Genomic DNA, 22,898 nt, shown 5'->3' with positions numbered 1-22,898 from the left:
ATTCCTCCAATCGCACGCCGACGGGCGATCTCGGACCGGGTCCGGTGGATCGGGTACCCGGCCTGGTCAGGGGCTACTCCCGGGCTCCGCGAGACGCCCTGCCAGCAGGGCCGTCCGGAGCACGTGGGCGTCCCGGGGGTCGGTGGCCGAGCGGCCCGTGAGTTCACTCACGCGCCGCAGCCGGTAGCGCACGGTATTGGGGTGGACGAACAACGCCCGCGCGCAGCCCTCGAGCGACCCGCCACCCTCCAGGTAGGCCGCGAGCGTGCGCAGCAGCTCCCCGCCAGCGGCCTCCACGGGCGCCACGACGGACTCGACGAGCCCGCGCACCGCCGTCGGATCGCCGGCAACGGCCCGCTCGGGCAGCAGCTCGTCGGCGTCCACGGGCCGCGGCGCGTCCGGCCAGCCCGGGGCGGCGCGGAGTCCGGCCAGCGCGGCCAGCGCGGACGCGTGCGCGGCGGCCAGGTTCGCCGCCACCGGCCCGACGACGACCGGGCCCGGTCCGAAGTCGGCGACGATCGGGGCCAGCGCCCGGTCGGGGTCACCCGCGGCCCGGCCCCGGGGTTCGGTCAGCAGGAGCACCAGACGGCTGCCCTGGACCCCCACGAGCACCTGCCTGCCGAGCCGGGTGGCGTGCCGCCGCATCTCCGAGAGGACCTCGGCGGCCTCCTCGCCGCCGTCCTCCGGAGGGCTCCCGACCATCACACGGACGGCTGCGCCCGGGTCCCACCCGATCGTCGCCGCCCGGGACACCAGGGCGTCGTCGGTCTCGCCGCGGATCACCCCGTCGACGACGAGGGCCTCCTGCCGGGCGTCCCAGGCCCCGCGGGTCTCGGCGGCGTTGGCGTAGACCGTGGCGGCGGCGAACGCGATCTCCCGCCCGAACCGGAGCACGGCCTCTACGAGCGTGCGGTACTCGGGCTCGTCCGCGGCCAGCGGCGGCAGGCGCTCCTCCATCACCTCGGTGGCGATCCGGACGAGATCGACGGTCTGGCGGAGGCTGAGCCGTCGGGCCAGGTCCTTCGGGGCGATCCGGAAGGCCTCGGCGGTGAGCCGCATGGTCTCGCCGGGCTCCCCGAACCACGCGACGAAGTTGCTGATCCCGGTCTGCGTGACCAGCAGCACGCCCGCGCGCTGGTCGGCGGGGAGGCGGGCGAACCACGGCTGGCCGTCCTCCATCGCGGACAGGCAGGCCGCGGCCAGGTCCCCGGTCGCGCGCTCCAGGCGCCGCAGCGTGGCCGCGGACACCGCCTGGACGTCGGACAGGGTCATGGGGGAAGCATGACACGCATGCGGGTGCTGCGACGGGGTGTGGAACGGGCCGTGACGGTCCACGAGGGCTGCGAGGCCCGGCACGGGTTCTCCTTCGGCGCGCACTACGACCCGGACGACGTGTTCTTCGGCGCCCTGACCGCGCACAACGACGAGCGGCTGGCTCCCGGGGCGGGCTACCCGACCCACCGGCACGACGAGGCCGACCTGGTCACCTGGGTCGTCGAGGGGGAGCTGCGGCACACGGACTCGCTGGGGAACTCCCACATCCTGCGGGCGGGGGAGGCGCAGGTGCTGGCCGCGGGTACGGGCGTGGAGCACGCGGAGTTCGCGGCGGGCGCCCAGCGCTGCCGGTTCGTGCAGTCCTGGCTGGTCCCGGACGCGCTCGCGGCCCCGGTCCTGCACACGGTCGACCTGCGCGCGGCGCTCGCCGGCGACCGGCCGGTCCTGGTGGGGGCGGGGTCGGCTCCCGGCCCCTTTGCAGTGACAGCGGATCCGCACGCCGCCGCCCGTGCGGATGCGCTGTCACTGCAAAGCCGTGCGGGGGCACCGGATCCTGTGCCCGGTGCGGATGCGCTGGCAGTGCAAAGTGGCGCGGGGGCAGCGGAGTCCGTGCCCGGTGCAGATGCGCTGTCACTGCAAAGCCGCGCACCGGACTCCGTCCCCCGTGCGGATCCGCTGTCACTGCAAAGGGGCCCGGGAACACCCCTGCCCCTCCGCCGCGCGGACGCCGCACTCTGGGCCGCGCGGCTGCCCGCGGGGGCGACCTGGGACCTGCCGCCCGCGCGGTTCCTGCACGTCTTCGTCGCGCGCGGCAGCGCGTCCCTCCCCTCCGGAGAGCTGGGGGAGGGGGACGAGCTGCGGCTCACCGACGAGCCGGCGCCGACGCTGACCTCGGGCGGCGCGGAGCTGCTGGTCTGGGCGATGGGCAGCGACCTGCGGCCCTGACCGGAGCCCGCGGGGGACCGTAGACGTCGAGAACCGGGGTGACCCGGTCTCGCTGGTCACCCCGGCTGTCGACGACGTACGGATCGTTCGCTGACACGCACCGCGAGCAGGCAGAAAGCGGAACGGGTTGTGCGCCGGTAGGTGGTGGAGAAGGTCTCCAGACTCAGCCGATCGGCGTCACCTGGGTGGCCTGCGGGCCCTTCTGGCCCTGCTCGATGTCGAAGGACACGCGCTGTCCCTCGTCGAGGCTCTTGTAGCCGTTCACCTGGATCGCGGAGTAGTGCACGAACACGTCCGCGCCACCACCGTCGGGAGCGAGGAAGCCGTAGCCCTTCTCGCTGTTGAACCACTTGACGGTGCCCTCTGCCATTCTTGCTCTCCTCGTGCGTGCTCACGGGGCCCACGCCCCGGGAAACGCCGACCGGCCACTACTGTCCGTGCCCTGGTCGGAGCGGCGATTCCACCGTCGGTGGGTCGACGCTGGGCGGAGCCTAGCGTGATTCCCGTCGCTTGCCGAGGGGTCGCGAGCTGCGTATTCGTCCCGGAACCGGGACGAAACACGGGAGCCGTCACCTGCCGCCGGGGAGAGGGCCGTTCGGGTGACCCTCTTCCCCGGAGGAGGGGGATCGGCTAGGCGACGCCGCTGTCCGAGGTCTGCGGGCCCGCCGCGCGCGGGTCGTCGATCCGGTACTTCGCGGCGGCCTCGGCGGCCGCCCCCTTCTCGACCTCGCCGCGCGCCGCGAGCGAGATCAGGGCGCCGACGACGATCGACTCGGCGTCCACCGCGAAGTGCCGCCGGGTGGCGGGGCGGGTGTCGGACAGGCCGAACCCGTCCGTGCCCAGCGACAGGAACGGCGCGGGCACCCACTGCCGGATCTGGTCCGGCACCGCCCGCATCCAGTCCGACGACGCCACGACCGGGGCCTCCGAGCCGCCGAGGACCTGGGTCACGTACGGGACCTTCGGCTCGGCGTCCGGGTGGATCAGGTTGTGGTGCTCGGCCTCGACGCCGTCGCGGCGCAGCTCGCCCCAGGACGTCACCGACCAGACCTCGGCCCCGACGCCCCACTCCTCGGCCAGCATCTCGCGCGCCTTGACCGCCCACGGCAGCCCGACTCCCGAGGCCAGCAGCCGGACCTGGGGCCCGTCCGCCCGGCCGGACTCCAGGTACCGGTGGATCCCGCGCAGGATCCCGTCGACGTCCACGTCGGACGGCTCGGCGGGCTGCTGGTACGGCTCGTTGTAGACCGTCAGGTAGTAGATGACGTTCTCGGCGTCCTCGCCCACCATGCGCCGCAGGCCGTCCTTGACGATCGCGGCGATCTCGAAGCCGAACGCCGGGTCGTAGGCGACCACGGCCGGGTTGGTCGAGGCGAGCAGCAGCGAGTGGCCGTCGTTGTGCTGCAGGCCCTCACCGGTGAGCGTGGTCCGCCCCGCCGTGGCGCCGACGAGGAAGCCACGCGCCATCTGGTCCGACGCCGCCCAGATCGAGTCGCCGGTCCGCTGGAAGCCGAACATCGAGTAGAAGATGTAGATCGGGATCATCGGCTCGTCGTGCGTGGCGTACGAGGTGCCGACGGCGGTGAACGAGCCGACCGAGCCCGCCTCGTTGATGCCCTCGTGCAGGATCTGGCCCTGCTCGGACTCCTTGTACGCCAGCATCAGCGAGGCGTCCACGGAGGTGTACTGCTGGCCGTGCGGGTTGTAGATCTTCTGCGTCGGGAACATGGAGTCCATCCCGAACGTGCGCGCCTCGTCCGGGATGACCGGCACGATCCGGTCGCCGACGCCCTTGTCCTTGATGAGGTCGCGCAGCAGCCGGACGAACGCCATGGTGGTGGCGACCTCCTGCTTGCCCGAGCCCTTGCGGACGGTCTCGTAGACCTTGTCGCCGGGCAGCACGAGCGCCTTGGACGTCGTGCGGCGCGAGGGCAGCGCGCCGCCGAGGGCGCGGCGCCGCTCCTCCATGTACTTGATCTCCGGCGCGTCCGCGCCGGGGTGGTAGTACGGCGGCAGGTACGGGTCCGCCTCGAGCGTGGCGTCGGTGATCGGGATGCGCTGCTCGTCCCGGAACTGCTTGAGGTCGTCCAGCGTGAGCTTCTTCATCTGGTGGGTCGCGTTGCGGCCCGCGAAGTGCGCCCCCAGGCCGTAGCCCTTGATCGTCTTGGCCAGGATCACGGTGGGCTGGCCGTTGTGCTCGGTCGCCGCCTTGTAGGCCGCGTAGACCTTGCGGTAGTCGTGCCCGCCGCGCTTGAGGCCCCAGATCTCGTCGTCGGACAGCGGCTCCACGAGGGCCTTCGTCCGCGGGTCGCGGCCGAAGAAGTGGTCCCGGACGTAGGCGCCGTCGTTGGCCTTGTAGGTCTGGTAGTCACCGTCGGGCGTGGTGTTCATGAGGTTGATCAGCGCGCCGTCGCGGTCCGCGTGCAGCAGCGCGTCCCACTCGCGGCCCCAGATGACCTTGATGACGTTCCAGCCCGCGCCGCGGAAGAACGACTCCAGCTCCTGGATGATCTTGCCGTTGCCGCGGACCGGGCCGTCGAGCCGCTGCAGGTTGCAGTTGACGACGAAGGTGAGGTTGTCCAGCCCCTCGCCAGCGGCCACCTGGAGCAGCCCGCGGGACTCCGGCTCGTCCATCTCGCCGTCGCCCAGGAAGGCCCACACCCGCTGGTCCGAGGTGTCCTTGATCCCGCGGTCGCGCAGGTAGCGGTTGAACCGGGCCTGCATGATGGCGTTCATCGGGCCGATGCCCATCGAGACCGTGGGGAACTCCCAGAAGTCCGGCATCAGCCGCGGGTGCGGGTAGGACGGCAGGCCGTGGCCCCAGCCGCCGTGGCTGACCTCCTGGCGGAATCCGTCGAGGCGGTCCTCCGACAGGCGCCCCTCGAGGTAGGCGCGGGCGTAGACGCCGGGGGAGGCGTGGCCCTGGATGTAGACCTGGTCACCGCCGCCCGCGTGCTCCTTGCCGCGGAAGAAGTGGTTGAAGCCGACCTCGTAGAGCGTCGCGGACGACGCGTACGACGAGATGTGCCCGCCGACCCCGATCCCGGGCCGCTGCGCGCGGTGCACGGTCATGGCGGCGTTCCACCGGATCCAGCGCCGGTAGGAGCGCTCCGCGTCCTCGTCGCCGGGGAACCACGGCTCCCGGTCGGTCGGGATCGAGTTGACGTAGTCCGTGCTGGTCAGCGACGGGACGCCGACGTGGCGCTCGCGGGCGCGCTGCAGGAGGCGCAGCATCAGGTAGCGGGCGCGCTGCTGCCCGGCGTTGTCGAGCGCGGCGTCGAACGAGTCGAGCCACTCGGCCGTCTCCTCGGGGTCGATGTCCGGGAGGTGGGCCGCGAGACCGTCGCGGATGACGTGAACGCGCTGGGGGTCGGTGGGGCCGGTCAAGGGGTCTCCCTGCGTGGCTCGGACATGGTTCGGTGCAGTCTGCTCGCGTCGTTGCCGCGGTGCGCGACGGGGACACGGCCGATGCGCTCTATCGTGCCCCTCTCGGCGCGAAGTCGGTACGACGGTTGCGCAGGGCAGTGCGGTCGTGTTCGGATTCCGCATCCGAACACGGTCTTCGGCGGCGCAGTGGTGTGCCGCCACCGACAGGGAAAGAGGTGCACGCGTGGTCGCCGCGGAAGATGCCGGACGCACGTCCGACATCGCCGGCAAGCTCGGCATCGAGCCGGGCCAAGTCGTCCAGGAACTGGGATACGACTCCGACGTCGACGAGGCGGTGCGCGAAGCCGTCGAGGACGTCACCGGTGAGGACGTCCTCGACGAGGACGCCCAAGAAGTCATCGACGTCGTCCTGCTGTGGTTCCGCGAGGGGGACGGCGATCTCGTCGACACCCTCGTGGACGCGCGCGGGATGATGGCCGACGAGGGCACCATCTGGGTCCTCACCCCCAAGACGGGGCGGCCGGGCCACCTGGAGCCGAGCGAGATCGCCGAGGCCGCGCCCACCGCGGGCCTCGCGCAGACCTCCAACGTCACCCTCGGGGACTGGGTCGGGGCGCGCCTCGTGCCACCGAAGGCCGCCCGGAAGCGGCCGCCGGCCTAGGCTGACCGGGGAAGACCCCCGATCGTGCCGAAGGAGAACCCATGTCCGTCGAGGTGGGGGCGCAGGCCCCCGACTTCACCCTGAAGGACCAGGACAAGCAGGACGTGACCCTGTCGTCGTTCCGCGGCGACAAGGCCGTCCTGGTCGTGTTCTACCCCTTCGCGTTCTCCGGCATCTGCACCGGCGAGCTGTGCACCGTGCGGGACGACATCTCGACGTTCCAGAACGACGCGGTGCAGGTCCTCGCCGTCTCCACGGACCCGACCTTCGCGCTGAAGGCGTGGGCCACCGCGGAGAACTACACCTTCCCGCTGCTGTCGGACTTCTGGCCGCACGGTGAGACGGCGAAGGCGTACGGCGTGTTCAACGAGACCGCGGGCATGGCCGTCCGCGGCACCTTCCTCGTGGACACCGCGGGCAAGGTCGCGTTCGCCGAGGTCAACGGCCCCGGCGAGCCCCGCGACCAGGACGCCTGGAAGAAGGCCATCGCGGCGCTGTAGTGCCGCGGAGCCTGCAGGCGTGCCGCTGTCGCCGAGCTGCGGATGCCCGACGCAACGGTCGTGCATCCGCAGCTCGTGACAGGGCTGCCCCGCAGCGTTGTACCGTGAGGAACGCCGAAAGGCACCCGGGCGTGTAGCTCAGCTGGAAGAGCTCCTGGTTTACACCCAGGCGGTCGCAGGTTCGAGTCCTGTCGCGCCCACCCGCATGGTCGCCTCCGAGACTGGGGATGCGCGGTGATCCGTCAGACGCGCCACCCGTCGAGCGTCGTGGTCCGCCGGCTCGCTACCGGCGACGAGCTCGGCCAGTGATCACCCGCTTGGTGGAGGGTCCTGCAGGAGGGCGGCCACCACCGAGCTCCGGGAGCCGGCCCCGCCCGTCAGGTGGACGGGGACGGCGACGGAGCAGGCTCCCGGGCTCATCTCCTCGACCGTCTCGGCGTAGCCGTCCCGGCGGGCCCGCGCGAGCTGCCCTGACCTGGGCAGGGTACGCGGGGAGGGGGCGTTCAGAACCCGATGGGCAGGCCCGCGTAGTTCTCCGCCAGCCCGGTCCTCCCGGCGGTGCTCTGGGCGACCCAGCGGAGCTGGGACAGCTGCAGCTGGGCGTCGAACGGGTCCCCGGACTGGTGCAGCATGGTCGTCATCCACCAGGAGAAGTGCGTGCAGCGCCACACCCGGCGCAGCGCCGCGTCCGAGTAGGCGTCGGCGAGCGCGGGCTCCTTGTCCCGGAGCAGGGCGGCGAGCGCGGGGGCGAGCATCGCGACGTCCGCGACCGCGAGGTTCAGGCCCTTCGCGCCCGTGGGCGGCACGATGTGCGCGGCGTCGCCCGCCAGGAACAGCCGGCCGTGGCGCATCGGCTGCTGCACGAAGCTGCGCATCGGGAGCACGGACTTCTCGGTGAGGGGTCCGGGGGTCAGCGTCCACCCGTTCTCGCCGTGGCCCAGCCGGGTGGCGAGCCCGTCCCAGATCCGGTCGTCGGACCAGTCCGCGATGTCGGTGCCGTTCGGAACCTGCAGGTAGAGACGGGACACGGTGGCGGAGCGCATGGAGTGCATCGCGAAGCCGTCCGGGTGCCAGGCGTAGATCAGCTCGTCGGTGGACGGTGCGACGTCCGCCAGCACGCCCAGCCAGGAGTACGGGTAGGCCCGCTCCCACGACTGCTTCGCGCTGTCCGGGACGGCGGCGCGACACGGGCCGAACGAGCCGTCGCAGCCGACGACCACGTCGGCGTCGAGCCGCTCGGCGGTGCCGTCCGGGCCGGTGAAGGTGACGTACGGGTGGTCGGTCTCGATGTCGTGCACGGCCGTGTCGGTGACCTCGTACCGGATCTCCTGGCCCGCGGCCTCCCGGGCCCGGCCGAGGTCCTTGGTGACCTCGGTCTGGCCGTACACGGTCACGCTCCGCCCGACCAGGTCGACGAAGTCGAGGTGGTGCCGCTCGCCGGGCCACTGCAGGTAGATCCCGCGGTGCTCGTCGCCCTCGGCCGCCAGGCGCGCGCCCAGCCCCACCTCGTGGAGCAGGTCGACGGTCGACTGCTCGAGGATCCCCGCCCGGATGCGCGCCTCGACGTACGCGCGCGAGCGGGTCTCGACGATCACGGACTCGACCCCGGCCCGGTCGAGGAGGTGGGAGAGGAGCAGACCGGCCGGACCTGCGCCGACGATGGCGACCTGGGTACGCATGCGGCCACGATCGCAGGAGGTCCGCGGAGGGACCAGCCGATCCTTCCACTCGGTGGAAGACGAGACCGGCGGTCGGCTCCGGGGATCGGGGGTGAGGGCGCCGTCGAGCATGCGGGCGAGGGTGGAGTCGTGCCCGGCGCGGGTGTGCACGATCATGCTGGAGACACCCAGGTCCTCGGCCACCGCGCGGGCGAGCACCACGCCCTCGGCCTGGTAGACGTGCCCCCGCCAGGTGTGGGCGAAGCGGCGCTCGATCGCGACGTCCGCCTGCGGCTCGATCTCGGCGAACCGGGCCCGCAGGCGATCCGGTCGTGCACGTGGCCACCGCGCTCGCGGGCGCGTCGGGTGACCGGGCCCGTCAGCGCCGGGGATCGCGGTCGGCCCGCTCCCGGCGGAGCCCGTCGAGATCGTCGGCGGCCAGGGCGGTCCAGAACCGCAGGGCGGCGTGCTCCATCTCCAGTCCCAGCTCGAGGGTGATCATGCGCGGCTCGGCCCACTGCTCCCGGCCGTGCCGGGCGACCATGTCCTCGTAGTCGGCGATCCGGGTCTCGTGCTGGCGGATCTGCTCGCGGGCGAGCTTCGGGACGTCGTCCGGGGAACCCGCCTCGTTGAAGAACAGCTTGAGCTCGGCGACGTCTCGCATCTCGAAGTGCTCGGGGGTCGGTGCCGCGAGCCAGTCCCGCAGCGCGGCGCGACCCTCGTCGGTCAGCGAGTAGGTCTTGCGGCGCCGTCCGCCGTCCTCGGTGTCCAGGGCGAGCAGGCCCGCCTCGGCGAGCCGGTCCGGTTCGGAGTACAGCTGCGCGTGGGGGAAGTGCCAGAAGTAGCCGACGGAGCGGCTGATCGCCCGCTTGAGGTCGTACGGCGTCGAGGGCCCACGCAACGCGATCATCCCCAGGACCAGGTACGAGGTCGTGGACAGTCGCATCGGCTCTCCTCTCGTGCCGGCCGGCGCATCGCGGACTCTAGTGCCCCGTACCGGAAGGTTTAGCGCCGAACTCGGCGACCCAGTCACGCGTGGGTGGCGCCGCCCCGGAGGACCGGACCCCGGGCTTCCCTTCTGACAGTCCGAAACGTATGGTCTGAAACAGACGTACGACGACGAGGGGGTCGCATGGACCTGGTGACGACGCTTCGGTGGGCGGTCGAGCGCAACCCCGACCGGCCCGCGGTGCGGGGGACCGGCCGGTGGCTCACCTACCGGGAGTGGGACGCGCGGACCGACCGGCTGGCCGGGGCCCTGCGGAGCCTCGGTGTGGAGCGGGGGGCGCGGGTCGGCCTGGTGATGCACGGCGGCGAGCAGCTCGCGAGCCTGCACCTGGCCGTGCAGAAGCTCGGTGCGGTCTCGGTGCCGCTCTCGACCCGCTTCGGGACCGAGGAGCTCGGCTACTGCCTGGGCGACGCCGACGTCCGCCTGGTGGTCGCGGACGCCGCGCACGCCGAGCGGGTCGCGGCCTCCGGCCGGGGTGACCTGCTGCGCGAGGTGGCGGCCGTCGACGCGCTCGCGGAGCGGCTCGACAGCCCGACCTGCGTCGTCCCGGCGGACGAGGACGTCAGCGTGATGCTGTACACCTCGGGCACCACCGGGAAGCCGAAGGGCGTGCCGCGCACCCACCGCGCCGAGCACCTCGCGGCGGTCGCGCACGTGATGCAGACCCGGCAGCGCCAGGGCGTCCCGACCCTCGGGGTGATGCCGCTGTTCCACACGATGGGCCTGCGCACCCTGCTCGCCTCCATCGTCGTCGGCGGCACCTGGGTCGGTCAGCCCGCGTTCGACGCCGACGAGTCGATGCAGCTGATCCTCGACGAACGGATCGGCTCCCTGTACCTGGTGCCGACGATCTACTGGTCGCTGCTGCGCACGGGCAGGCTCGGCGACGCCCGGGCGCTGGACAACCTGGCCTACGCCGGGGCCGCCATGACCCCGTCGCTGGCCGAGAAGCTGGTCGAGCAGGTGGCACCCGCCTCGTTCGTCAACCACTTCGGCTCGACCGAGATCTACACCTTCACCATCGGGCCGGACGTCGCCGCCAAGCCCGGCTGCGCGGGCCGGGCCGGGCTGTTCTCCCGGGTGCGGCTGATCGCCCCGGACGCGGGCGCCCCGGTCGACGAGGAGGTCGAGCGCGGGGCGCAGGGCCAGGTGATCGTCTCGATGGCCTCGCCCGAGGCCTTCGGCGGCTACTGGAACCGGCCGGACGCGAACACCAAGGCCATCCGGGACGGGTGGTACCACACCGGTGATCTCGCGATCGCCGACGAGGACGGCGACCTGTGGGTCTCCGGGCGCACCGACGACATGATCAACTCCGGTGGCGAGAACATCTACCCGGACGAGATCGAATCGGTCCTGGCCCGGTGTCCCGCGATCGACGACGTCTGCGTGGTCGGGCTGCCCGACGAGCGCTGGGGGCACGCGGTGACCGCGTTCGTGGTCCCCGTCCGCGGCGCCGACCCGCTGGCCACCGCCGAGCAGGCGCTGGCCTGGGCGCGGCAGGAGCTGCCGTCGCTGAAGCGGCCGAAGCGGGTGATCGCCGTCGACTCGATCCCGCGCTCCGGGGTCGGCAAGACGCTGCGCCGCACGCTCGTCGCGGGCGAGTACGACCTGAGGGGAGAAGCACGTGTCTGATGTCGTGGAGGCCACCCGCACCTGGGTCCCCAGCCGGGACGAGGACGCCGCGCTGGTGACCGGTCGGGGCGCGTTCCTCGACGACCTGGACCCGCTGCCCGGCACGCTGGTCGCCACCGTCGTGCGGTCCACCCGTCCGCACGCCCGGCTGCGCTCGGTCGACCTGAGCCGCGCCCGGGCCCACCCGGGGGTGGCGGCGGTGATCGGCCCGGAGGAGGTGCGCGCCGCGCTGCGGCCCTTCCCCCTGTCGACCGGCGCGGTGATGCCGTACCTGCCCACCGGCGTGGACAAGGTGCGCTTCGTCGGCGAGCCGATCGCCGTCGTCGTCGCCTCGGACCGCTACGTCGCCGAGGACGCCGCCGAGCTGGTCGCCGTGGAGTACGAGGAGCTGGGCGCCGTCACGGCGGCGCGCGCCGCGCTGGAACCGGACGCCCCGCTGCTGCACGAGGACGCCGGGTCGAACGTCGCCACCGACCGCACCTTCTCGTTCGGCCCGGTGGAGGAGCGGTTCCGGGACGCCGCGCACGTGGTGACCGGCCGCTACGACTTCCCCCGCTACTCCTCGGTGCCGATGGAGTGCTACTCCGTGATCGCCCAGTGGCTCGAGGGCGACGGCGGCCCGTCGGTGGAGTGCTGGGCGAACTTCCACGGACCGTTCTCGATGGTCCCGGTCATGGCGGGCGCGCTCGGGATCCCGACGTCTCGGGTGCGGTTGCACGTCCCCGCGGACATCGGGGGCAGCTTCGGGATCAAGGCGGGCATCTACCCGTACGTCGTGCTGATGGCGCTGGCCTCCAAGCACGCGGGGACGCCGGTCCGGTGGGCCGAGGACCGCGTGGAGCACCTGATGGCGAGCTCCACCGGCGCGGACCGGGCGATGACCTTCTCGGCCGCCGTCGACGCCGACGGCACCGTGACGGCCCTGCGCACCGACCTGATCGACAACGTCGGCGCCTACCTGCGCCCGCCGGAACCCTCCACGCTCTACCGCTGCTACGGCAACATCACCGGGCCCTACCGCATCGACGCGGTCGAGATCCGGGCCCGCGCCGTGGTCACGAACACCATGCCGACCGGGCTGAACCGGGGCTTCGGCGGCCAGCAGCTCTACTTCGGGCTGGAGCGGCTGATGGACGCGGTCGCCGCGGCGACCGGGCTCGACGTCGTCGAGGTGCGGCGCCGGAACCTGGTGTCGGCGTTCCCGCACGAGACGGCGACCGGGGGCGTGTACGACTCCGGTGACTACGCCGCGGCGCTGGACCTGGTCGTGAAGAACGCCGACCTGGCCGAGCTGGAGCGCAGGCGGGAGGCGGCCCGGGCCGCGGGCGCCTTCTACGGCATCGGCACCGCGCTCGTCGTCGACCCGTCCGGCACCAACATCGGCTACGTCGGCCTGGCCACCCCGGCCGAGGAGCGCAAGCCGGGCCGGGACAAGTCCGGCTCGACCGAGCACGTCCGGATGTCGGTGGACCTGCAGGGGATCGTGACCGTGCTGCTGGGGTCGGTCCCGCAGGGGCAGGGCCACGCCACGGTGGCGCGCAAGGTCGCGGCGCAGCGGCTCGGGCTGCCCCTGGAGCAGGTGCGGGTGGTCGTCGACATGGACACCGCGACGACCCCGTGGACGGTCACGTCCGGGTCGTACTCCTCGCGGTTCGCGCCGCTCGTCACGAGCGCGGTCGTCGCGGCCGCGGACACCATCGCCGCCACGGTGAAGGCGGCCGGGGCCACGCTGCTGGAGGGGGCCGACCCGGGCGAGCTGACCCTGCTCGACGGGAAGGTCGTGCACCCGGACGGCCGCGCGGTCGCCTTCCGGCACGCCGCAGGCGTCGTGCACTGGGACCCGGCGTCGCTGCCGGACGGCGTGCCCGCCCGGCTCTACGCCGAGGCCGAGTTCTCCCCGCGCGAGACCCGCGCGGCCACGGCGGACGACCGGATCAACTCCTCGCTCTGCTACGGCTTCGTGGCCGAGATCGTGGCGGTCCGGATCGACCCGGACACCCTCGAGATCACCGTGGACCGGGTGTCCTCGGTGCACGACGCCGGCACCGTGCTCGACCAGACCCTGCTCGACGGCCAGGTGTACGGCGCGCTCGTGCACGGCCTCGGCGGGGCCGCCTACGAGGAGTTCACCCACGCCGACTCCGGCCAGCCGACGGCGGCGACGTTCCTCGACTACCTGTGCCCGACCAGCGCGGAGGCGGGGTTCGACCTGCGCACCGACCACGTGGTGACCCCGTCCCCGCTGACCCCGCTCGGCGCCAAGGGCTGCGGCGAGGGGTCGTCCATGAGCTTCCCGGTGGCCTACGCCAACGCCGTCGCCGACGCGCTGGCCCCCCACGGGATCGAGATCACCCGCCTGCCGCTGCACGGCGAGGTACTGCACCGACTGCTCACCGAGAAGGAGAACTCCTGACATGGCACTCACCGGCGGCGACGTCGTCCTGGAGCGCGCGCACGACGGGCGGGTCGCGTACCTGACCCTGTCCCACGGCAAGTACACGGTCGTCACCATGGAGATGCGCAGGCTCGTCGCCGAGCGCTTCGCCGAGATCGACCGGGACCCGCAGATCCGCGTCGTCGTGGTCCGCTCGGACGGCGAGCACTTCACCTCCGGCGGCGACATCGCCGGGTTCATGGAGGTCGAGCCCATCGACCTCACCGACCTGGGCCAGGACGTCACCGCGCCCGCCCGCAGCACCAAGCCCGTGATCGCCGCGATCGACGGCTACTGCTTCGGTGTCGGCCTGGAGATGGTGCTGTCCTGCGACATCCGGCTCGGCACCCCGCGCACCCAGCTCGCGCTGCCCGAGATGAACCTCGGCATGATCCCCGGCTCCGGCGGCACCCAGCGCCTGGCCCGGCTGATCGGGCTGTCCCGGGCGAAGTTCCACATCATGACCGCGACGCGAATCCAGGCCCAGCAGGCGCTCGACTGGGGCATCCTGGCCGGCCTGCACGACGACCGGGACGCCCTGTACTCGGCCGTCGACGCGCTGGCGCTGAAGATGGCGGGCTTCTCACCCGCCGCGCTGCGCACGGCGAAGGAGGTGCTCGACCGCGGCGTCGACGGGCCGCTCTACACCGGCATCGAGCTGGAGCGGAAGGCCTACTCGATGCTGCGGGCGACCGCGGACTTCGCCGAGGGCGTGAAGGCGTTCGGGGAGAAGCGCGCCCCGCACTTCACGGGGCGCTGATGAAGGCCGCACCGTTCGCCTACGTCCGCCCCGGCAGGCTCGACGACGTGCTCGGCGAGCTCGCGGGCGGGGACGGCAAGGTCCTGGCAGGCGGGCAGTCCCTGGTGCCGGTCCTCGCGATGCGGCTGGGCCGCCCCGGCACGCTGGTCGACATCACGGCCGTGCCGGAGCTGGCCTCGGTGGGCCCGGACCAGCACGGGTACCGGATCGGCGCGGCGGTGCGGCAGCGCGCGGTCGAACACGACCCGGCGGCCCGGGCGGTCCCGCTGATCGGGATGGCCATGCCGTTCGTCGGGCACCGGGAGCTGCGCAGCCGGGGCACCGTCTGCGGCAGCCTCGCCCACGCCGACCCGGCCGCCGAGCTGCCCGCCGTCGCCTGCTGCCTGCAGGCGACCGTGGAGCTGGCGGGCCCGGCCGGGCGGCGCAGGCTGCCCGCCGAGGAGTTCGTGACCGGCGCGATGACCACCGCGGCCTGCCCGGAGGACGTCGTCGTCGCGGTGACGTTCCCCCACGCCCGGCCGGGCGAGGGGTACGGGTTCGCCGAGATCGCCCGCCGGCACGGCGACTTCGCCCTCGCCGGCGTGGTCACCCGGGTCCGGGTCGGTGCCGACGGCGGGGTGACCGAGGCCCGGCTGACCGGGTTCGGGATCTCCGACCGGGCCGTCACCCGGGACGTCACCTCGCTGCTCGCCGAGCACGAGGACGACCTGCGCCCGGCCACCGCCGCGCTGGCCGAGGACGTCGTCGACACCGGCGGCGACACCCACGGTTCCACCGGCTACCGACGCCGGTTGTTCGGAGTGCTCGCCGCCCGCGAGCTGTCCCGTGCGCTGCAGCGCGCCCGGGACCGGAAGGAGGGTTCATGACCACGGTCGAGCCGAGGCACGACGGTCTCGCAGGTCCCGCTCAGCCCCGCGACCGCGTCGCCGCCGACGAGACCGTCGGGATCACGATGACGGTGAACGGCACCGAGACCACGGTCACCGTGCCGCCGCGCGCGCACCTCGGTGACGTGCTGCGGGAGCAGCTCGGCCTCACCGGGACCCACCTGGGCTGCGAGCACGGCGTCTGCGGCATGTGCACCGTGCTCGTCGACGGCGAGGCCGCCCGGGCCTGCCTGTTGTTCGCGGTGCAGTGCGAGGGTGCGGAGATCGTGACCGTGGAGGGGCTGGGCACGCCGGACGACCAGCACCCGCTGCAGCAGGCGTTCTCCGCCCACCACGCGCTGCAGTGCGGCTTCTGCACCCCCGGGATGCTGATGAGCAGCTACGACCTGCTCACGACCACCCCCGAGGTGGAGAGCGAGGAGCTGCCCGAGCAGATGTCCGGCGTGCTCTGCCGGTGCACCGGCTACCGCGGGATCCTCGCGGCCGTCGACGACGTTCGGCAGCGCTACCCGGACGGCGTCCCCGGGCCACGGGCGTGCGGCGCGCGCACCCTGGTCGGACGGGGGAGCGGCGGCGGGACCGGCGCCGCGGCCGCGGAGGAGGACGTCCCCGCGGCGGCACTGGCACAGGAGGTGCGGCTGCCGTCCGGACCGCCGTCCGCGGTCGTGGACGTCACCAGCGCCCTGGGTTCCCCGGTCGAGCGGGTCTGGGCCGTGCTCGACGACTTCGACCTGCTCGCCCGGTGCCTGCCCGGGGCGCGGCTGACCGAGGTGCTCGACGGCGACCGCTACCGCGGCCGCGCCGTCGTCGCGCTCGGCCCGGTGAAGCTGTCCTTCGACGGCCTGGCCCAGGTCGTCGAGCGGGACCCGGCCGCGCACCGGCTGCGGTTCCACGCCCAGGGCGCCGACGCGGGCGGCAGCGCCACCCAGGCGGACGTGGTGCTGGCGGCCGAGGCCGGGCCGGACGGCGGCACGGTCCTGACCGCGCACGCCGACGTCCACCTCACCGGTCGGGTCGCGCAGTTCGGCCGGGCGCTGGCCGGGGACGTCTCGCGCAGGCTGTTCGAGCAGTTCGCGGCGAGCGTCGACGAGGCGGCGGAGACCGGGTCGGTCACCGCGCCGAGCCGCGGCGCGCAGCTGCGCCTGGTGGCGGGGACCGTCCGGGACACCGTCCGCGCGCTCGTCCGCCGCGGGTTCGCGCGCGTACGGCAGCGCTAGGACAAGATCGCAAGGAGGCGACACGATGACCGCACCCGAGGGTGGCCCCGCCGAGGGCTCCACCACCGCCGCGCCCCCGCGGCGGCCCGCCCGCCGCATCGAACCGGGGCCGGGCATCCGGTCCGGGCTGCGCGCACTGCCCCGACGGCTGAACCCCGCGACCGTCGGGGCCGGCGTGGTCGCCGCCGTGTTCGGCTGCACCGGCCCGGCGCTGATCGTGATCGACGGCGCCGCCGCGAACGGACTGCCCGGCCCGCTGATCTCGTCCTGGATCTTCGGGATCTACGTGTTCGGGGGCCTGATCTCGCTGCTTCTCGCGTTGCGCTACCGGATGCCGATCGTCGGCGCGTACTCCATCCCGGGCGCGGTGCTGGTGGTCGGGGCGCTCGGGACGTTCCCGTTCTCCGCCGTCGTCGGGGCGTTCCTCGTCGCGGGGCTGCTCGTGCTCGCGCTCGGGCTGTCCGGGCTGATCGGCACGGTGTCCCGATGGCTGCCCCAGCCGATCGTCATGGCGATGATCGCCGGCGCGCTGGTCCGGTTCGGAACCGGGGTGGTCACCGCGGCCGAGTCCGCGCCCTGGATCGCCGCGGCCGCGATCGTCGGGTTCCTGCTGCTGTCCCGGTTCGTGCCGGTGGTGCCCGGCGCCCTCGGTGCCCTGGTCGCCGGGGTGATCGCGGCTGCGGCCACGGGTGGGTTCGCCACGCAGGCCTCCGCCGTGGACGGCTGGACGGCGCCGGTGCTGGTGGCCCCGACGTTCGACGTCGCCGCGATCCTGGCCGTCGGGGTCCCGCTGGCGGTCCTCGTGATCGCGGCGGAGAACGCCCAGGCCTACGGTGTGCTGCTCAGCCAGGGCTACCGGCCGCCGATCAACGCCATGACGGTCGCGAGCGGCGTCGGCGGCCTGCTGGCCCCGCTGACCGGGGGCCACAACGCCAACATCGCCGGCCCCATGACCGCGATCTGCTCGGGCCCGCAGGCGGGGCCGGACCCCGACGCCCGCTACGCCGCGAGCGTCGTCAACGGGGTGCTGTTCATCGCGTTCGGCGTCCTCGCCGGGGTCGCGGTCACGGCGGTCACGGCGCTGCCGTCCGAGCTGGTGGCGGTCGTCGCGGGGCTCGCCATGATCGGGGTGCTGGTGTCGTCGTTCCGGGGCGCGTTCGGCGAGGGCCGCTTCCGGATCGGCGCGCTGACCGCCCTGGTGGTGGCGATGAGCGAGGTCGCGCCGCTGGGGATCTCCAGCCCGTTCTGGGCGCTCGTCGCCGGGGTCGCGATCTCGGCGGTGCTCGAGCCGGGGGACTTCCGGGTGCGGGCCGAGGCCGGCTGAGCCGGGATCCCGGGCGCACGCCGGACACCCGAACGGGTGCCGCGCGTGCGCCCGGCGAAGTATCTGTACTAACGTACGAATTGTGGATGGCCGCCACAGCCGCAGCGCCCGGACCCGAGCCGCGCTGCTCGATGCCGCGATCGAGATCATCTGCACCGAGGGCGTCGCCGCCGCGACCCAGCGGGCGGTGGCCGCGCGGGCGGGCACGTCGCCGGCCTCCACGACCTACCACTTCAGCACCGCGGACGACCTCCTGGTCGCCGCGTTCGAGCTGACCTTCAGCCGCACCCTCGCCGACTTCCGCAGGCTGGAGCAGGAGGTCGTCGCGCGCCGGATGACGCTCCTCGACGCGGCGATGGAGCTGGTGGGCCGCGCGCCCTACGGCACCCACGTGCCGGCGGACGGCGTCATCCAGCTGACCCTGACCGCGATCCACGAGCCGCGGCTGCGGCCGATCGCGGACGCCTTCGTCGAGGGCTTCTCCGCCCTGTTCCGGCCGCTGGTGCAGCCCCCCGCCGCGGCGGACACCCTCGTGCGCGCGCTGTCCGGGCTGATCCTGCACGAGATGGCCCGCGGCGCCGCCACCCCCACCGCGACGATGCGCGCCGACATGGCGCGCCTCTTCGCGGCCTTCGGCATCCCCGTCACCGACACCGACCCAGCCCGTCGCGAGGAACCGGAGTGAGACATGACCACCACGACCACGACCACGACGACCGCCGCGTGGCCCAGCGGCCGATCGGGTCACGACGCCGTGCTCGCCCAGTTCGGCGAGGGTCGCGCCGACCTGATGGGCTGGGCGCTGACCACCGGTGACCCGCTGGCGGACGCCGTGGTCACCGAGATGCACGAGCTCGGCATGGGGGTCGCGCGACCGCTGCTCACCCGGGGGATCCAGGACGGGCTCGGCTCCCTCGACGATCCGCCGCCCGCGCTGGCGGCGTTCCTGCACCAGACCGAGACGCCGCCCGCCTACGCGGACGACCACCTCCTCGACCAGGCGTCGCGGCCGTACTTCAGCTCGCCGACCCCGGTCCACATCCTCTCGCTCAGCGCGGGCGCCCTGGTCCGGGTCTACGAGTCCCCGTCGATCGCGAAGGTGCTCTCCACGACCGGCAGGCTCGTGGACCGCGCGGAGAAGCGGCTCACCGAGACCGGCACCTGGGTCACCCAGGCGATGCTGCCGGGCAACCTGCGCCCCGGGAAGCCCGGGTACGTCGCCACGCTGCACGTGCGGATGCTGCACGCCCACATGCGCAGGCTGGCGCTCGACCGCGGGTACGACAGCACGGTCGACGGCGTGCCGATCAACCAGGTCGACCTGGCCCGGACCTGGATGGACTTCACCCTCACCGCCTACACCGCCGAGGAGCTGATGGGGTTCGGGCTCACCGGGCGCGAGCTCGACGGTCTGTACCGGTACTGGTGGCACGTCGCCCACCTGCTCGGCGTCGATGCCCGGCTGGTCGAGGGGATCACCGGCAACCAGGCCGCCCGCCGGGTCGACGACCTCCTGCAGGCCGTGACCGGGCCTGTCTCGGAGGACTCCGCACGGCTCGCCGACGCGACCCTGGACTCGATCGCCTCCCTCCTGCAGCAGTTCCTGAAGCTGCCGCCGCGCCTGTCGCGGCCCGCCCTCGACGCCCTCACCCGCCGGATCCACGGCGTCTCGATGAGCGAGGACCTGCAGATCGCGCCCGAACCCGTCGCCGACGCCGTGCTCACCCCCGTGATCGCAGGATTCCGCGCGGCCCGTGCGGCCCGCCGTCGGTCGTCGGAGCGCTGGGAGGCCGCCATCGACGCGAACATCGCCGCCGAGCGGGCTCGGGGGGACGCGAAGGCCGAGCCCACCGCCTACGAACGGGGCGCCACGGGATCGGAGGACTGAGCGCTGCGCCGCGGGCGGGCCGTCTCGCGGGTGGCGCAGGTCGAGGACCGCGACGGCGACGGGGCGGTGGTCAGCGTTCGGTGAACCGGCGCATGTGGGTCTGCGGTTCCCCGGTGGTGAAGGCCGCACCGAACTCGGCCACGCTCGCGCGGGTGGCGTCCTCGATGGACTGGGACTGCCACTCCCGGAGCAGCCGCTTCTGCTGCCGCAGGACCTGCGGGCCGAAGCCCGCGAAGCGCTCCGCGTGCGCGGCGATCCGCGCGTCGAGCCCGTCGAGCGGGACCAGCTCGTCCACGAGACCCCAGGTCAGCGCGGTGACGGCGTCGATGGGCTCGCCGGTGAGCAGCATCCGGGAGGCGCGCGCGGCGCCGACCAGCCGCGGCAGGAGCGCGGCATGGATGACCGACGGGATGCCCAGGGCCACCTCGGGCATCCCGAACCGGGCGTCCTCGGCGGCGATGCGCAGGTCGCAGGCCATCGCCAGCTCCAGCCCGGCGCCCAGGGTCCAGCCGGGCAGCCGGCAGACGACCGGGGTCGGGAACAGCCGGACCGCCTCGCACAGCTCGCGCAGCCCGTCGATGAACACCTCGGCGGTGCCCCGGTCGAGCCCGGCCATCTCGTAGACGTCCGCGCCGGCGACGAACGCCTTGTCCCCGGTGCCGCGCAGCACCAGGACCCGCAGGTCGGACCGCGCGAGAGCGGCGAGCGCGGCGCGCAGGTCGGCGACCACGGGGGAGCCGAGGACGTTGGCGGAGGTGGCGTCGGTGATCGTCAGGGTGGCGATCCCGGACTCGACGACGGCGTCGGCGTGGGTCATGGCCCCATCCTCACCCGCGCCGGGTCAGGGGAGCTCCAGGAGGCGGTCCGGGTCGGCGAGCACCTCGGCCAGGACCGCCTCGGCGGCGCCCCGCACGGTCGCGGCGTCCCCGTGGCGGGAGGCCACGACCCGCTCCGGCGGATGCCCCATGCAGCGGGTCGCGAGCTCGGCCTCCACCGCGGGCAGCAGGTGGGGGACGAGCTCGGCGAACAGCCCGCCGAGCACCACGACCGGCAGGTCGACGACGTTGACCACCGACGACAAACCCACGCCCAGCGCCGTGCCCGCCCGGCGGACCGCCTCGACCGCACTCGGCTCGCCCCGTTCCAGGGCCCGCCGCAGGGCGGCGAGGTCCGCGCACCCGCTCGTCGCGAGCAGCGCGTCCCGGCCTGCGAACTGTTCGACGCAGCCGCGGCCGCCGCAACCGCAGGCGGGGCCGTCCGGCTCGACGACGACGTGCCCGATCTCGCCCGCGAACCCGCGGGTGCCCCGCAGCACCCGCCCGTCGACGACGAGCCCGCCGCCGATGCCGACGTCCGCGGAGACGTAGACCAGGTCGGGCGCGACGTCGAGGTGGGCGAGCGCCCCGAAGGTCGCCTCGTTCCCGACCAGCACCCGCCCCGGCGAACGGCGCGTTGGTTCACCGGGTGTGAGCGAACGCGCCGTTCGCCGCGGGGTGGGGGCGGGTGCCGGGCTCAGGGTGGGGCGGGTGCCGTTCAGGGCGGGGAGGTTGGGGGCCCGCACCACCACCGTGTCGTCCGGTGTGCCGCTGAGCAGGGCGGGGAGGGCGAGGCCGGTGCCGAGCACCGGTCGTCCCAGCTCGGCGGCGAGGTCGGCGGCGACCTGGGCCGCGCCGGCGTAGATCGCCTCGGCGGTCAGGGCGCGGTGGTCGCGGGGCACCCGGCGCCGGCCCGCGGACACGCCGTCCAGGCCCGACGCGCCCGCCACGACGGCGTCGACCTCGATCGACACGCCGACGGCCACGGGCGAGCGCGGCCCGAACCCCACCGGACGGGCGGGCCGCCCGGGCCCCGCCGGCGCCGCGGTCTCCTCGACGAGCACCCCGACACGGACGAGGGGGTCCAGCAGCGAGGCGACGGTCGCGCGGGTCAGACCGGTGCGGCTCGCCAGCGCCGCCCGGGAGGCGGGTCCGGCGCGCAGGGCCGCGAGCAGCAACCCGAGGTTGTGACGCCGGAGCGCGGCGGGCCCGATCGCGCGGGGCGTGGACAGGACGACCTCCCGAGAGATCGGCGCCGAAGGCGCGGGCCGGGTCAGCGGGCGCCGGTGAGGTGTTCGAGGGCCAGCTGGTGGAGGCGGACGAAGCCGTAGCCGCGTTCGCCCGCGGCGTCCGGGTCGTAGTCCTCGAAGGCGCTGCGGTCCGCGAGCAGGTCCTGGAGGGACTCGCCGGGGTCCAGGGTCGGCAGGGCCAGGTCCGGGATGCCCGCGAGCGCCTGCGCCTGCACGACCTCGGGATCCGCGCGGAAGGCCGCGGCCCGCTCGGCCAGGATCAGGTAGGTGCGCATGTTGGCCGACGCCGAGTCCCACACCCCGGTGATGTCCTCGGTGCGCGAGGGCTTGTAGTCGAAGTGCCGGGGCCCCTCGTAGCCCGCGGTCTCCAGCAGGTCGACCAGCGCGAAGGCGTTCAGCAGGTCGCCGTGGCCGAACACCAGGTCCTGGTCGTACTTGGCGCCGCGCTGTCCGTTGAGGTCGATGTGGAACAGCTTGCCCGCCCAGAGCGCCTGGGCGATGCCGTGGGCGAAGTTGAGCCCGGCCATCTGCTCGTGGCCGACCTCGGGGTTCACCCCGACCAGCTCGGGGTGCTCCAGCCGCTCGATGAAGGCCAGCGCGTGCCCGACCGTCGGGAGCAGGATGTCCCCGCGGGGCTCGTTGGGCTTGGGCTCGAGGGCGAACCGGATGTCGTAGCCGCGGTCGAGGACGAAGGCGCAGAGCAGGTCCATCGCCTCGGCGTAGCGGTCCAGCGCGGCCCGGACGTCCTTCGCGGACTCGTACTCCGCGCCCTCGCGGCCGCCCCACAGCACGAACGTCTGCGCGCCGAGCTCGGCCGCCAGCTCGATGTTGCGCAGCACCTTCCGCAGGGCGAACCGGCGGACGCCGCGGTCGTTGCCGGTGAAGCCGCCGTCTTTGAACACGGGGTGGGTGAACAGGTTGGTCGTGATCATCGGGACGACCATCCCGGTGCTCTCCAGGACCTCGCGCAGCCTGCCGACCTGCTTGTCCCGGGTCGACTCGTCCGGGCGGAAGCCGAACAGGTCGTCGTCGTGGAAGGTCAGGCCCCAGGCGCCCCGCTCGGCCAGCCGGTGGACGGCCTCGACGACGTCGAGCGGGGGGCGGGTCGCCTCGCCGAAGGGGTCGCGGGCCTCCCACCCGACCGTCCAGAGACCGAAGGAGAACCTGTCCGCGGGGGTGGGCGACCTCATCGTCCGCTCCTTTTCGATGGAACCTGAACTAATTCGGCCGGACTGTAGCCCCGGAGGATCCGG

General features: G+C 73.6%; 19 protein-coding genes and 1 tRNA gene. 12 read left to right on the top strand and 8 right to left on the bottom strand.

Annotated features, from left to right (window positions below; translation table 11 throughout):
• Positions 1-66: 66 nt before the first annotated feature.
• Positions 67-1,272: a PucR family transcriptional regulator gene (locus BLS43_RS07780; protein WP_093078968.1), complete on the bottom strand. Its 1,206-nt coding sequence runs from the start codon at positions 1,270-1,272 to the stop codon at positions 67-69.
• A gap of 9 nt (positions 1,273-1,281) precedes the next feature.
• Between BLS43_RS07780 and BLS43_RS07775 the strand changes: the two genes are divergently transcribed.
• Positions 1,282-2,220, top strand: a complete 939-nt coding sequence (locus BLS43_RS07775) for a pirin family protein (protein ID WP_093078966.1) — start codon at positions 1,282-1,284, stop codon at positions 2,218-2,220.
• 163 nt (positions 2,221-2,383) lie between these two features.
• Here the strand turns inward: BLS43_RS07775 and BLS43_RS07770 are convergent, their stop codons facing one another.
• Both BLS43_RS07770 and aceE read right to left on the bottom strand, forming a co-directional pair.
• Complete coding sequence (locus BLS43_RS07770; protein WP_037052393.1) at positions 2,384-2,590, bottom strand: cold-shock protein; 207 nt, start codon at positions 2,588-2,590, stop codon at positions 2,384-2,386.
• 260 nt (positions 2,591-2,850) lie between these two features.
• Positions 2,851-5,607 carry a pyruvate dehydrogenase (acetyl-transferring), homodimeric type gene (aceE, locus tag BLS43_RS07765; RefSeq protein ID WP_093078964.1) on the bottom strand — a complete coding sequence of 919 codons (2,757 nt, stop codon included), beginning with the start codon at positions 5,605-5,607 and terminating at the stop codon, positions 2,851-2,853.
• A 223-nt stretch (positions 5,608-5,830) separates the two neighbouring features.
• Between aceE and BLS43_RS07760 the strand changes: the two genes are divergently transcribed.
• The 3 genes from BLS43_RS07760 (at position 5,831) to BLS43_RS07750 (ending at position 6,968) form a co-directional block, all read left to right on the top strand.
• The gene (locus BLS43_RS07760) at positions 5,831-6,268 is read left to right on the top strand and encodes a DUF3052 domain-containing protein (RefSeq protein ID WP_093078962.1); all 438 of its coding nucleotides are present in this window, start codon (positions 5,831-5,833) and stop codon (positions 6,266-6,268) included.
• Between the two features lie 41 nt (positions 6,269-6,309).
• Positions 6,310-6,768, top strand: a complete 459-nt coding sequence (locus BLS43_RS07755) for a peroxiredoxin (RefSeq protein WP_093078960.1) — start codon at positions 6,310-6,312, stop codon at positions 6,766-6,768.
• A gap of 127 nt (positions 6,769-6,895) precedes the next feature.
• Positions 6,896-6,968 (top strand) — tRNA-Val (locus tag BLS43_RS07750).
• Positions 6,969-7,271: 303 nt separating this feature from the next.
• Here the strand turns inward: BLS43_RS07750 and BLS43_RS07745 are convergent.
• Both BLS43_RS07745 and BLS43_RS07740 read right to left on the bottom strand, forming a co-directional pair.
• Positions 7,272-8,447 (bottom strand): 4-hydroxybenzoate 3-monooxygenase, encoded by a 1,176-nt coding sequence (locus BLS43_RS07745; RefSeq protein WP_093079913.1) that lies wholly within the window; start codon positions 8,445-8,447, stop codon positions 7,272-7,274.
• 358 nt (positions 8,448-8,805) lie between these two features.
• The gene (locus BLS43_RS07740; RefSeq protein WP_093078956.1) at positions 8,806-9,372 is read right to left on the bottom strand and encodes a PadR family transcriptional regulator; all 567 of its coding nucleotides are present in this window, start codon (positions 9,370-9,372) and stop codon (positions 8,806-8,808) included.
• A 186-nt stretch (positions 9,373-9,558) separates the two neighbouring features.
• Here BLS43_RS07740 and BLS43_RS07735 point away from each other — a divergent pair, with 186 nt between their 5' ends.
• The 8 genes from BLS43_RS07735 (at position 9,559) to BLS43_RS07700 (ending at position 19,580) form a co-directional block, all read left to right on the top strand.
• Positions 9,559-11,070 (top strand): class I adenylate-forming enzyme family protein, encoded by a 1,512-nt coding sequence (locus tag BLS43_RS07735; protein WP_093078953.1) that lies wholly within the window; start codon positions 9,559-9,561, stop codon positions 11,068-11,070.
• Complete coding sequence (locus tag BLS43_RS07730; RefSeq protein WP_093078951.1) at positions 11,063-13,483, top strand: xanthine dehydrogenase family protein molybdopterin-binding subunit; 2,421 nt, start codon at positions 11,063-11,065, stop codon at positions 13,481-13,483. Before BLS43_RS07735 ends, BLS43_RS07730 begins: the two co-directional genes overlap by 8 nt.
• Position 13,484: 1 nt before the next feature.
• Complete coding sequence (locus BLS43_RS07725; protein ID WP_093078948.1) at positions 13,485-14,264, top strand: enoyl-CoA hydratase/isomerase family protein; 780 nt, start codon at positions 13,485-13,487, stop codon at positions 14,262-14,264.
• Positions 14,264-15,130: an FAD binding domain-containing protein gene (locus tag BLS43_RS07720; RefSeq protein WP_093078945.1), complete on the top strand. Its 867-nt coding sequence runs from the start codon at positions 14,264-14,266 to the stop codon at positions 15,128-15,130. Before BLS43_RS07725 ends, BLS43_RS07720 begins: the two co-directional genes overlap by 1 nt.
• On the top strand, positions 15,127-16,368 hold the full coding sequence (locus tag BLS43_RS07715; protein WP_093078943.1) for a xanthine dehydrogenase family Fe-S subunit: 1,242 nt from the start codon (positions 15,127-15,129) through the stop codon (positions 16,366-16,368). The genes BLS43_RS07720 and BLS43_RS07715 overlap by 4 nt, the downstream gene beginning before the upstream one ends.
• Before the next feature lie 25 nt (positions 16,369-16,393).
• Entirely contained in the window at positions 16,394-17,692 is a 1,299-nt protein-coding gene (locus BLS43_RS07710) for a benzoate/H(+) symporter BenE family transporter (protein WP_093078940.1), read from the top strand.
• 82 nt (positions 17,693-17,774) lie between these two features.
• On the top strand, positions 17,775-18,377 hold the full coding sequence (locus BLS43_RS30460; protein WP_218129744.1) for a TetR/AcrR family transcriptional regulator: 603 nt from the start codon (positions 17,775-17,777) through the stop codon (positions 18,375-18,377).
• Between the two features lie 3 nt (positions 18,378-18,380).
• Entirely contained in the window at positions 18,381-19,580 is a 1,200-nt protein-coding gene (locus BLS43_RS07700; RefSeq protein WP_093078934.1) for an oxygenase MpaB family protein, read from the top strand.
• A gap of 70 nt (positions 19,581-19,650) precedes the next feature.
• On the opposite strand, the gene BLS43_RS07695 is transcribed toward BLS43_RS07700, so the two are convergent.
• The 3 genes from BLS43_RS07695 to xylA form a co-directional block, all read right to left on the bottom strand.
• A complete protein-coding gene (locus tag BLS43_RS07695) occupies positions 19,651-20,397 on the bottom strand; it encodes an enoyl-CoA hydratase (RefSeq protein ID WP_093078931.1) in 747 nt (248 codons plus the stop codon).
• 24 nt (positions 20,398-20,421) lie between these two features.
• The gene (locus tag BLS43_RS07690) at positions 20,422-21,573 is read right to left on the bottom strand and encodes an ROK family protein (RefSeq protein ID WP_143029970.1); all 1,152 of its coding nucleotides are present in this window, start codon (positions 21,571-21,573) and stop codon (positions 20,422-20,424) included.
• Positions 21,574-21,668: 95 nt separating this feature from the next.
• A complete protein-coding gene (gene xylA, locus BLS43_RS07685; protein WP_093078925.1) occupies positions 21,669-22,835 on the bottom strand; it encodes a xylose isomerase in 1,167 nt (388 codons plus the stop codon).
• Positions 22,836-22,898 lie beyond the last annotated feature (63 nt).

This window comes from Pseudonocardia oroxyli, from assembly GCF_900102195.1.
Classification (GTDB): domain Bacteria; phylum Actinomycetota; class Actinomycetes; order Mycobacteriales; family Pseudonocardiaceae; genus Pseudonocardia; species Pseudonocardia oroxyli.
The sequence above is the reverse complement of the archived record's forward strand: the minus strand, read 5'-3'. Positions and strand labels throughout refer to the sequence as shown.

What these genes read in the sequence shown, in the direction of transcription:
- BLS43_RS07780 (WP_093078968.1), bottom strand. Translation starts at nt 1,272, where the DNA reads ATGACCCTGTCCGACGTCCAGGCGGTGTCCGCGGCCACGCTGCGGCGC.
- BLS43_RS07775 (WP_093078966.1), top strand. Translation starts at nt 1,282, where the DNA reads ATGACACGCATGCGGGTGCTGCGACGGGGTGTGGAACGGGCCGTGACG.
- BLS43_RS07770 (WP_037052393.1), bottom strand. Translation starts at nt 2,590, where the DNA reads ATGGCAGAGGGCACCGTCAAGTGGTTCAACAGCGAGAAGGGCTACGGC.
- BLS43_RS07755 (WP_093078960.1), top strand. Translation starts at nt 6,310, where the DNA reads ATGTCCGTCGAGGTGGGGGCGCAGGCCCCCGACTTCACCCTGAAGGAC.
- BLS43_RS07745 (WP_093079913.1), bottom strand. Translation starts at nt 8,447, where the DNA reads ATGCGTACCCAGGTCGCCATCGTCGGCGCAGGTCCGGCCGGTCTGCTC.
- BLS43_RS07740 (WP_093078956.1), bottom strand. Translation starts at nt 9,372, where the DNA reads ATGCGACTGTCCACGACCTCGTACCTGGTCCTGGGGATGATCGCGTTG.
- BLS43_RS07735 (WP_093078953.1), top strand. Translation starts at nt 9,559, where the DNA reads ATGGACCTGGTGACGACGCTTCGGTGGGCGGTCGAGCGCAACCCCGAC.
- BLS43_RS07725 (WP_093078948.1), top strand. Translation starts at nt 13,485, where the DNA reads ATGGCACTCACCGGCGGCGACGTCGTCCTGGAGCGCGCGCACGACGGG.
- BLS43_RS07720 (WP_093078945.1), top strand. Translation starts at nt 14,264, where the DNA reads ATGAAGGCCGCACCGTTCGCCTACGTCCGCCCCGGCAGGCTCGACGAC.
- BLS43_RS07715 (WP_093078943.1), top strand. Translation starts at nt 15,127, where the DNA reads ATGACCACGGTCGAGCCGAGGCACGACGGTCTCGCAGGTCCCGCTCAG.
- BLS43_RS07710 (WP_093078940.1), top strand. Translation starts at nt 16,394, where the DNA reads ATGACCGCACCCGAGGGTGGCCCCGCCGAGGGCTCCACCACCGCCGCG.
- BLS43_RS07700 (WP_093078934.1), top strand. Translation starts at nt 18,381, where the DNA reads ATGACCACCACGACCACGACCACGACGACCGCCGCGTGGCCCAGCGGC.
- BLS43_RS07695 (WP_093078931.1), bottom strand. Translation starts at nt 20,397, where the DNA reads ATGACCCACGCCGACGCCGTCGTCGAGTCCGGGATCGCCACCCTGACG.
- xylA (WP_093078925.1), bottom strand. Translation starts at nt 22,835, where the DNA reads ATGAGGTCGCCCACCCCCGCGGACAGGTTCTCCTTCGGTCTCTGGACG.